Origin of the sequence: Bacillus sp. 7884-1 (genome assembly GCF_002272245.1) — a bacterium.
Taxonomy (GTDB): domain Bacteria; phylum Bacillota; class Bacilli; order Bacillales; family Cytobacillaceae; genus Neobacillus.
Genome location: NZ_NPDD01000049.1, coordinates 1 through 6,610, shown reverse-complemented (window position 1 = coordinate 6,610; position 6,610 = coordinate 1). Strand labels below are relative to the sequence as shown.

At 38.3% G+C, this 6,610-nt stretch carries 7 protein-coding genes; 4 read left to right on the top strand and 3 right to left on the bottom strand.

Going from position 1 to position 6,610, the window contains the following annotated elements:
• Positions 1-219, bottom strand: a 219-nt coding sequence (locus tag CHI06_RS06500; RefSeq protein ID WP_142300931.1) for a DUF1572 family protein, incomplete at its 3' end; no start/stop codon positions are given.
• A gap of 133 nt (positions 220-352) precedes the next feature.
• Here CHI06_RS06500 and CHI06_RS06495 point away from each other — a divergent pair.
• The 3 genes from CHI06_RS06495 to CHI06_RS06485 all read left to right on the top strand — a co-directional run bounded on the left by CHI06_RS06495 (position 353) and on the right by CHI06_RS06485 (position 3,585).
• Complete coding sequence (locus CHI06_RS06495; protein WP_095247613.1) at positions 353-1,246, top strand: CPBP family intramembrane glutamic endopeptidase; 894 nt, start codon at positions 353-355, stop codon at positions 1,244-1,246.
• Positions 1,247-1,445: 199 nt separating this feature from the next.
• On the top strand, positions 1,446-1,976 hold the full coding sequence (locus CHI06_RS06490; RefSeq protein ID WP_095247612.1) for a CBO0543 family protein: 531 nt from the start codon (positions 1,446-1,448) through the stop codon (positions 1,974-1,976).
• A 256-nt stretch (positions 1,977-2,232) separates the two neighbouring features.
• Complete coding sequence (locus CHI06_RS06485) at positions 2,233-3,585, top strand: cell wall-binding repeat-containing protein (RefSeq protein WP_095247611.1); 1,353 nt, start codon at positions 2,233-2,235, stop codon at positions 3,583-3,585.
• A gap of 96 nt (positions 3,586-3,681) precedes the next feature.
• On the opposite strand, the gene CHI06_RS06480 is transcribed toward CHI06_RS06485, so the two are convergent.
• Both CHI06_RS06480 and CHI06_RS06475 read right to left on the bottom strand, forming a co-directional pair.
• Complete coding sequence (locus CHI06_RS06480; protein WP_179292547.1) at positions 3,682-5,127, bottom strand: zf-HC2 domain-containing protein; 1,446 nt, start codon at positions 5,125-5,127, stop codon at positions 3,682-3,684.
• A 2-nt stretch (positions 5,128-5,129) separates the two neighbouring features.
• A complete protein-coding gene (locus tag CHI06_RS06475; protein WP_179292546.1) occupies positions 5,130-5,612 on the bottom strand; it encodes an RNA polymerase sigma factor in 483 nt (160 codons plus the stop codon).
• Positions 5,613-5,748: 136 nt separating this feature from the next.
• Between CHI06_RS06475 and CHI06_RS06470 the strand changes: the two genes are divergently transcribed.
• Complete coding sequence (locus tag CHI06_RS06470) at positions 5,749-6,375, top strand: LysE family translocator (protein WP_095247608.1); 627 nt, start codon at positions 5,749-5,751, stop codon at positions 6,373-6,375.
• Positions 6,376-6,610: the final 235 nt, after the last annotated feature.

The window sequence follows — 6,610 nt, the reverse complement described above, 5'->3', positions numbered from 1 at the left end:
ACGGTCGGGTTTTTCCCCATCCGTGTGTAAGAAATCAGTCCAGCGAGATACCATATTACCACTCATGTGTTTGATAATAATCGCGATACTATTGGACTCTTCATTCGGTGACCAAAATAATTCGCTTTCGGTCAATTGCTCTATTGCTTTTTCAGTGGTTATTTTTGCTTCCGTAAAGCGTTTGATAACCGTTTTCAAATACTCTCTACCTATGTTCATACAATCACCTCACCATTACGTATTTATATGCTCTTTTATGTAAACTAGTAGTTCGCAATTGACTAATATATCCAATAGTGTGATAATCTGTATGTGTTTTTTCAAAACTACTAGAATGTTGGTGTTATAGAAATTGGATTTTATTAAAGTAAAAGAAGGCAAGAATAGCTGGAAGCGGTATTCATCTTCACTTATTGTCATTATACTGTTAATCTTTGTTGGGTCGCTGCCTTATATCATCATTAGTGAGTGGATCGTTAATACGGACGGAAATCCTAATTCCTATTTTGATTTTGAAAAAGAGGATTATGTGGGAATTAATCCGTTACTTTATTTTGCCTTGATGAATTCACAATTTTTATTTTGGCTTTTGGGTCTTTTTGTCAGTATTCGTTTCATTCATAAACGCAAATTTACATCGCTCATTACGCCCAATAGAAGGATAGATTGGAAGAGAATAGGTTTTGGATTTATTACCTTCTTTGTTATTCTGGGTCTGACTTCCGTCATCGATTCCATCCTAAACACCGGGGATTACTTACTTAACGATGTCACAGTTTCCGATTTTTTGGTTTTATTTGTTCTCGTTCTGGTATTAACTCCCCTTCAAACGACCTGTGAGGAATTATTTTTCAGAGGATATCTCTTGCAGTTGTTCGGAAAATGGATTCGCATACCTTTTCTTTTATCTCTACTAGCAGGCGCGATTTTTGGCGCACTCCATTTCACCAATCCTGAGATGGGGTATTCACCCATTTTGGTTGGAGCAAATTATTTGTTAACTGGTTTTATTTGGTGTTATATCACGGTAAAAACGAACAGTGCCGAATTGTCGATTGGCGCGCACGCAGCAAATAATATGCTATTGGGGTGGTTCATCACAATGGATGACTCTGCCTTTGGTGACATCCCATCCATATTTGTTGTCACAAATATGGATCCGGCGATCTCACTCATGTGGACCATTGTTTCTCTTGGAATTTTCTTATTTATATCTTTGAGAAAATACAAATTTACCAGACATTAATAACGATGCCAGGGACCTTCCAATTTGTGAAAGGTTACTGGCATCTTTTTTTACAAAGAAGTGGCATATTGATGGTCTATAAAACAATCATCCTATTCTTTCAGCTTCATTACCTTATTCTTGAAAAGAACGGTTGTTAGGGTTGCATGATAAACAAAGAATATTGAAACACTAGTAAGAAAAAATGGAGATGGCGGATATGGATGTGACTGTTAGGGAGTTAATGGTATTACAACAAAGATACGCCACTTTGGCTATTGAAAATTGGGTAACGCATTCTGTATTTACTATGGGATGGTGGTTTCTTGTCATCACTTTAGTAGGACCTTGGTTGATATTTATGAAACTTCTTGATCGAGACCGTATTCTTCAAATCTGGAGTTTTGGACTCATTGTTATCCTTATTACCACTTTTACTGATGATCTGGGCAGTGAATTGTGTGCTTGGATTTATCCAATTAGTTTTGTACCTGTTGGTCTTCTTGCCCTTCCATTTGACTTCTCCATGATTCCAGTGGCCTGTATGCTGATATTTCAATATTTTCCTACATGGAAAAAATTCATTATTGCCCTTGTTAGCCAAGCTGCTATTTTTGCATTTGTGGGAGAGCCTATTTCCGTTATGCTTGGAACGGTTACCTATTTAAAATGGAAATACATCTATTCATTTGTTTTTTATATCGTTACAGGGCTCTTTGCTAAGTTTATTATACAGAAATGGACAACTTGAACCAAAATTGCTCGACATACAAAGAAAAGGCTGCCCAGGAATGGTAGCTAGATCTTTAGCTCTAGCTTCCCGTTACTTGAGTAATTTGGTAATCTATGAACAATCGGATGTATTTAATAAATCTACAACATTGGATGCAGCTTCCTCAAAATCTTCTTCTAATTTTCTTTAACATTAATAGTTTAAAACTCTGTTTCCCTTTATATTTCTTGCTGGTAGAATAATAGTAGATGACAAATATTGGGGGAATATAGGAATGAAAAGGAAATTACTTTTTCTTGTTTCTATGATTATTCTGCTCGGAACCAGCCTAGCCAGCCCAACCTATGCAGGGTTTGAAGGAACCATCATGGAAACCGAACCGAATAATAGCTTTGAAGAAGCAATGCCAATTAATGATACAGATCTTTTTGGTGGATTTATTTCTAGTGAGGATCAAGATTTCTACAAAGTTACAGTACCAAAAAGAGGTGAACTTTTTGTGAATTTGGGGAATCTTGGCGAACCCTCTGCTTATCTTCAGATTAATTCATCTGTTTATAACGAAGCAGGTGAACTGCTATCAGTTGGGCTGGCTTATGGCTCAAACAGTAATAGACTAGTCGTCAGCCCCGGAACTTATTACATTCATGTTAGTGCGAAACCTTCGTTAGTTGGTGAGCATGAATACTTCTTACAACTTGCTTACAACGAGGGAACGATAACCCGATTATCAGGTGAGGACCGATATGAAACTTCGGTTAAACTCGCCTATCGTTGGGCTTTAAGTACTTATGAAGTCATTTTAGCAACAGGTGAGAATTTTCCAGATGCATTAGCCGCTGGTCCATTGGCTAAAAAAATGAACGCACCAATCTTGTTAACACGTAAAACTCAGATTCCCCAATCTGTTAAAAATTTCATTTTAGATTCGAAGCCAAAGAAAGTAACCATTATCGGCGGAACGGAAGTCATTTCACAAGATGTAGAGAATTACGTGAAAAATGTAATGGGACTGCAAGTGGAACGGATTGCAGGCAGCAATCGTTTTGATACCGCTGCTCAAATTGCTGATCGATTAGAGAATCAATTTGGAGAAAGCGTTGCGTATATTGTAAACGGAAGAAACTTCCCTGATGCTCTTTCGATATCACCTATTGCTGCCTATGAAGGTGCACCGATTCTTTTAACAGAAAGTGATTTCATTCCTCCAGAGACCTTGGATATTTCATACAATTACGATGATTTCTTTATCATTGGCGGAGAAAACGTTGTGTCCGATACCATTGCTAACGAACTAGGCTCAGTCATACGTATTAGTGGAAACAATCGTTACGAAACTTCTGCACAAGTAGCTGAATTCTTTGATTACAATTTCGGGGACTACCAAATAGGTTTCGTTGCTACAGGCACTAATTTTGCCGATGCTTTAGCAGGAGCACCATTAGCGGCGACTTTCCAAAGTCCATTATTACTTACTCCCTCCGAATATTTACATGAAGATGCAAAATACTTTTTTGAAATGTATGAAACACCTCGTTTTGAAATCCTTGGCGGGAAAAATGCAGTAAGTGAAAACGTAGAAAATGACCTTCGTTCTTTTATTGAACAGGGCGAGTTTTCTAGGTAAAAGGTTTGTAAATCACCTTTTCATCGTAATCCAAGAAAAGCTCCTCTCATGCGGGAGGGGCTTTTAGATGAAATTTTTTACAGATATTACAAAAGCTTAATGAATAGAAAAATAGGGTCTTTCCACTATGCCAGTTTCGGCATTGATATAAATCCGATTTTCTTTCCCTTCAAAAATATGGACAAGAACATAGTCGGCAGAAACAGTTGAGTAAATGATGCCAGTTCTACTGGCTTTGACTTTTTCATCTGAAATTAGCTCTGCCTTGGTTTCGAGTGAAGCTTGACTTAGCTTTTCCTGATAATTTTTCGAGAATAACTCTCTGGATTGAAGTGCTGGCTGGGCCGATAACATGAAAAATTCACCGGATCCTGCATCAAATTCGATGACAAACGGCTCACCCAGTGGGCAGTGCAGCTTGTATTCTCCTGCAAGGGGAGTGAACCTAAAACGATAAAGATTCGGCTGTCCTTCTATCTCATCCATGTTTTGTTCAACCTTTATTTCAAAGGCCGCGGTTTTCCCGTAAATCGACTTAAGCATTTGTTCTGCTTTTTTCATGACCTCCCTCTGTTCCAGAGGCTTTTGGTCATTTAATTGATGCCCATAATTAAATGCAGTTATAATAATTCCGGAATAGCCGTCAATTTCACCGTCGATTTTGGTTTTTCCTTGTTGAAGGTCAAACCTATACATTCCATATTGATCATTCACTTTTTCAAATTTAACCTTGCCATTCTTTGCATTCAAGGCCGTTCTTATAATCTCTTTGAGATTTTTCTCTTTTAACAGCTTCATCTCGGAAGGAAGCTTGTGGTACCTGTTATAAAAAAAAGCGAGTTCATCTATCTTGCCTATTGGATTCCCGATTCCTTCTGTATCTAAAAACTCAAAATAAGAACTATAGCCATGATGGAATTCATTATATTCCTTCCCGACGTGCTTAAAAAGAGTGCTGGCATACGTTTGTAAAAGTTCTATCGCCCTAAGGTCCGTTGCATCCTCAAGACCCTGGTTTTTCCGCTCTCTAAGGGTTGCAGCCATTTCATCCAGCTCCTGGCTATTAACAAGTAGAGGGGCATTTTTACGTTCAAACCAATTCAATTCCTCGTCTAAAACCATAACATCCTCCGCTGCATAGGATAGAAGCTGGTCGTTATTATCTAATTCATATGCATTTTGAGCTAGTTCATTCAGTGACTCCGCATATAGATAAACACCATCCAAAAGAGTAGCAACTTTTTCACGGTTCGCAGCATACTGATTGATTCCAGTTACAATAATGACGGCAGCGAGAAGGGCGGCAATCATTTTCATCCTTCTTAGTCTGAAGCGAATTAGGATTCTGTCATCGACTTCCTTTGGTAATGTCTCTTCAGTGGAATAAGATAACTCTGAAAAACCAGAACCCTCTTGATATAATTCCCTGCACTCCCTGCAGTGCTGTAAATGCTCTTCCACTGCCCGGCGGTTTTCTGCTCTCAATTCATTTTCTTCATACAAAGGATACAAATCTTCTACCAAGCTGCAATTCAGCTTCACTTTCATTCCCCCTCCCCTTCGAGATAGTATTTTTTAAATTTCTTCTTCGCCCGATGAATTCCGACCTTAATGCTGCCTTCTGACTGACCTAGGATATCTCCCATCTCACTAAGCGAAAAACCTTGTTCTCGTAAAACCAAAAGCGTCTTTTCTTGTTCCGTCAGCTTTTGAAAAGTTTGTCTTACCATCATTTCTGTTTCGATGTTACGGATTGTTCCGCCGGACTGAAGCTCCGGCTCTGCATATGTAATTTCGTTCTTTTTTGAAAATTTATTTACCTCGTTCAAATAAGTATTCCGCGCAATTTTAAAAAGCCATGTTTTCAGGGAAGACTCACCACGAAACCGGCTAAATCCCTTGAAGGCCTTAATAAACGTATCATGCGTTAATTCTTCGGCAATCGTACGGCTGTGGCACATGTTGCGAAGATAACGGAAAACCGGATCTTTATATGCCTGATACATTTCTTCAAGCGGATCTGTCATGTCTCTCTCCCCTCCCATTACTAATGACAAACGAAACGGCAAAAAGTTACAAACTATTTTTAAAAAATAAAACAAAATTCAAAATTTTTATGTTAAATTAAGTTTAACAATTTTTGCTCGGAAGGTGCTGATTATCATGGAGAACTTCTATTTGTTTGTGATTATGTGTATTTTACTAATTCTTTTACCTGGCCCTGATACAGCCATCGCGACAAAAAATACGCTGACAGTGGGAAGAACCGGCGGGTTTAGAACGATGTTTGGTACCTGCTGCGCCTTACTTATTCATACCCTAGCTGCGGTTGTCGGACTTTCAGCGATTATCGTAAAGTCAGCTTTTGTATTTTCTATTTTCAAATACTTCGGTGCGGTCTACTTAGTTTTTTTAGGAATCAAGACATTATGGGCGTTAAGGCACAACAAAACAGCAGCCACCGAAATGACTGCTGAGAGCAAGTATGATAACAAATCTTGTTTTAAGCAGGGGTTCCTGACCAACCTCCTAAATCCAAAAGTAGCCGTATTTTTCCTAACCTTCCTGCCTCAGTTCGTAGATTCCGGAAGCAATTCTTTTCTTCCGTTTCTCATCATGGGAATCACCTATACGCTGTTAACTGCACTCTGGTTTTTGTTCTATATCTACCTGCTTAACCAGATTCGTACTTTTATGAAAAAACCTAAGACCCAAATGTTGATGGAAGGTATAACTGGAACCATTCTAATTGGTTTCGGGATCAAACTGGCACTTGAAAAAGCACATTAATAGATGGGTACCCCAATTAAGCAGTGGTTAAGCATTCCACTGTTTTTTCTATTAACAATTACAAATCATCGACTTATTTCCAAATCCTAGATCATGATACGGTTTTTTTATTACCTTTTTCATCTAATTATTTCTTACCTGCCAAAATGATTTCCTTGTCTGCAGATTTTAGGCCCTATCCTGCCTATTTTCCGTCTTACCTACATATTTCCTTTGTTTATCTGCCTAACAAAAC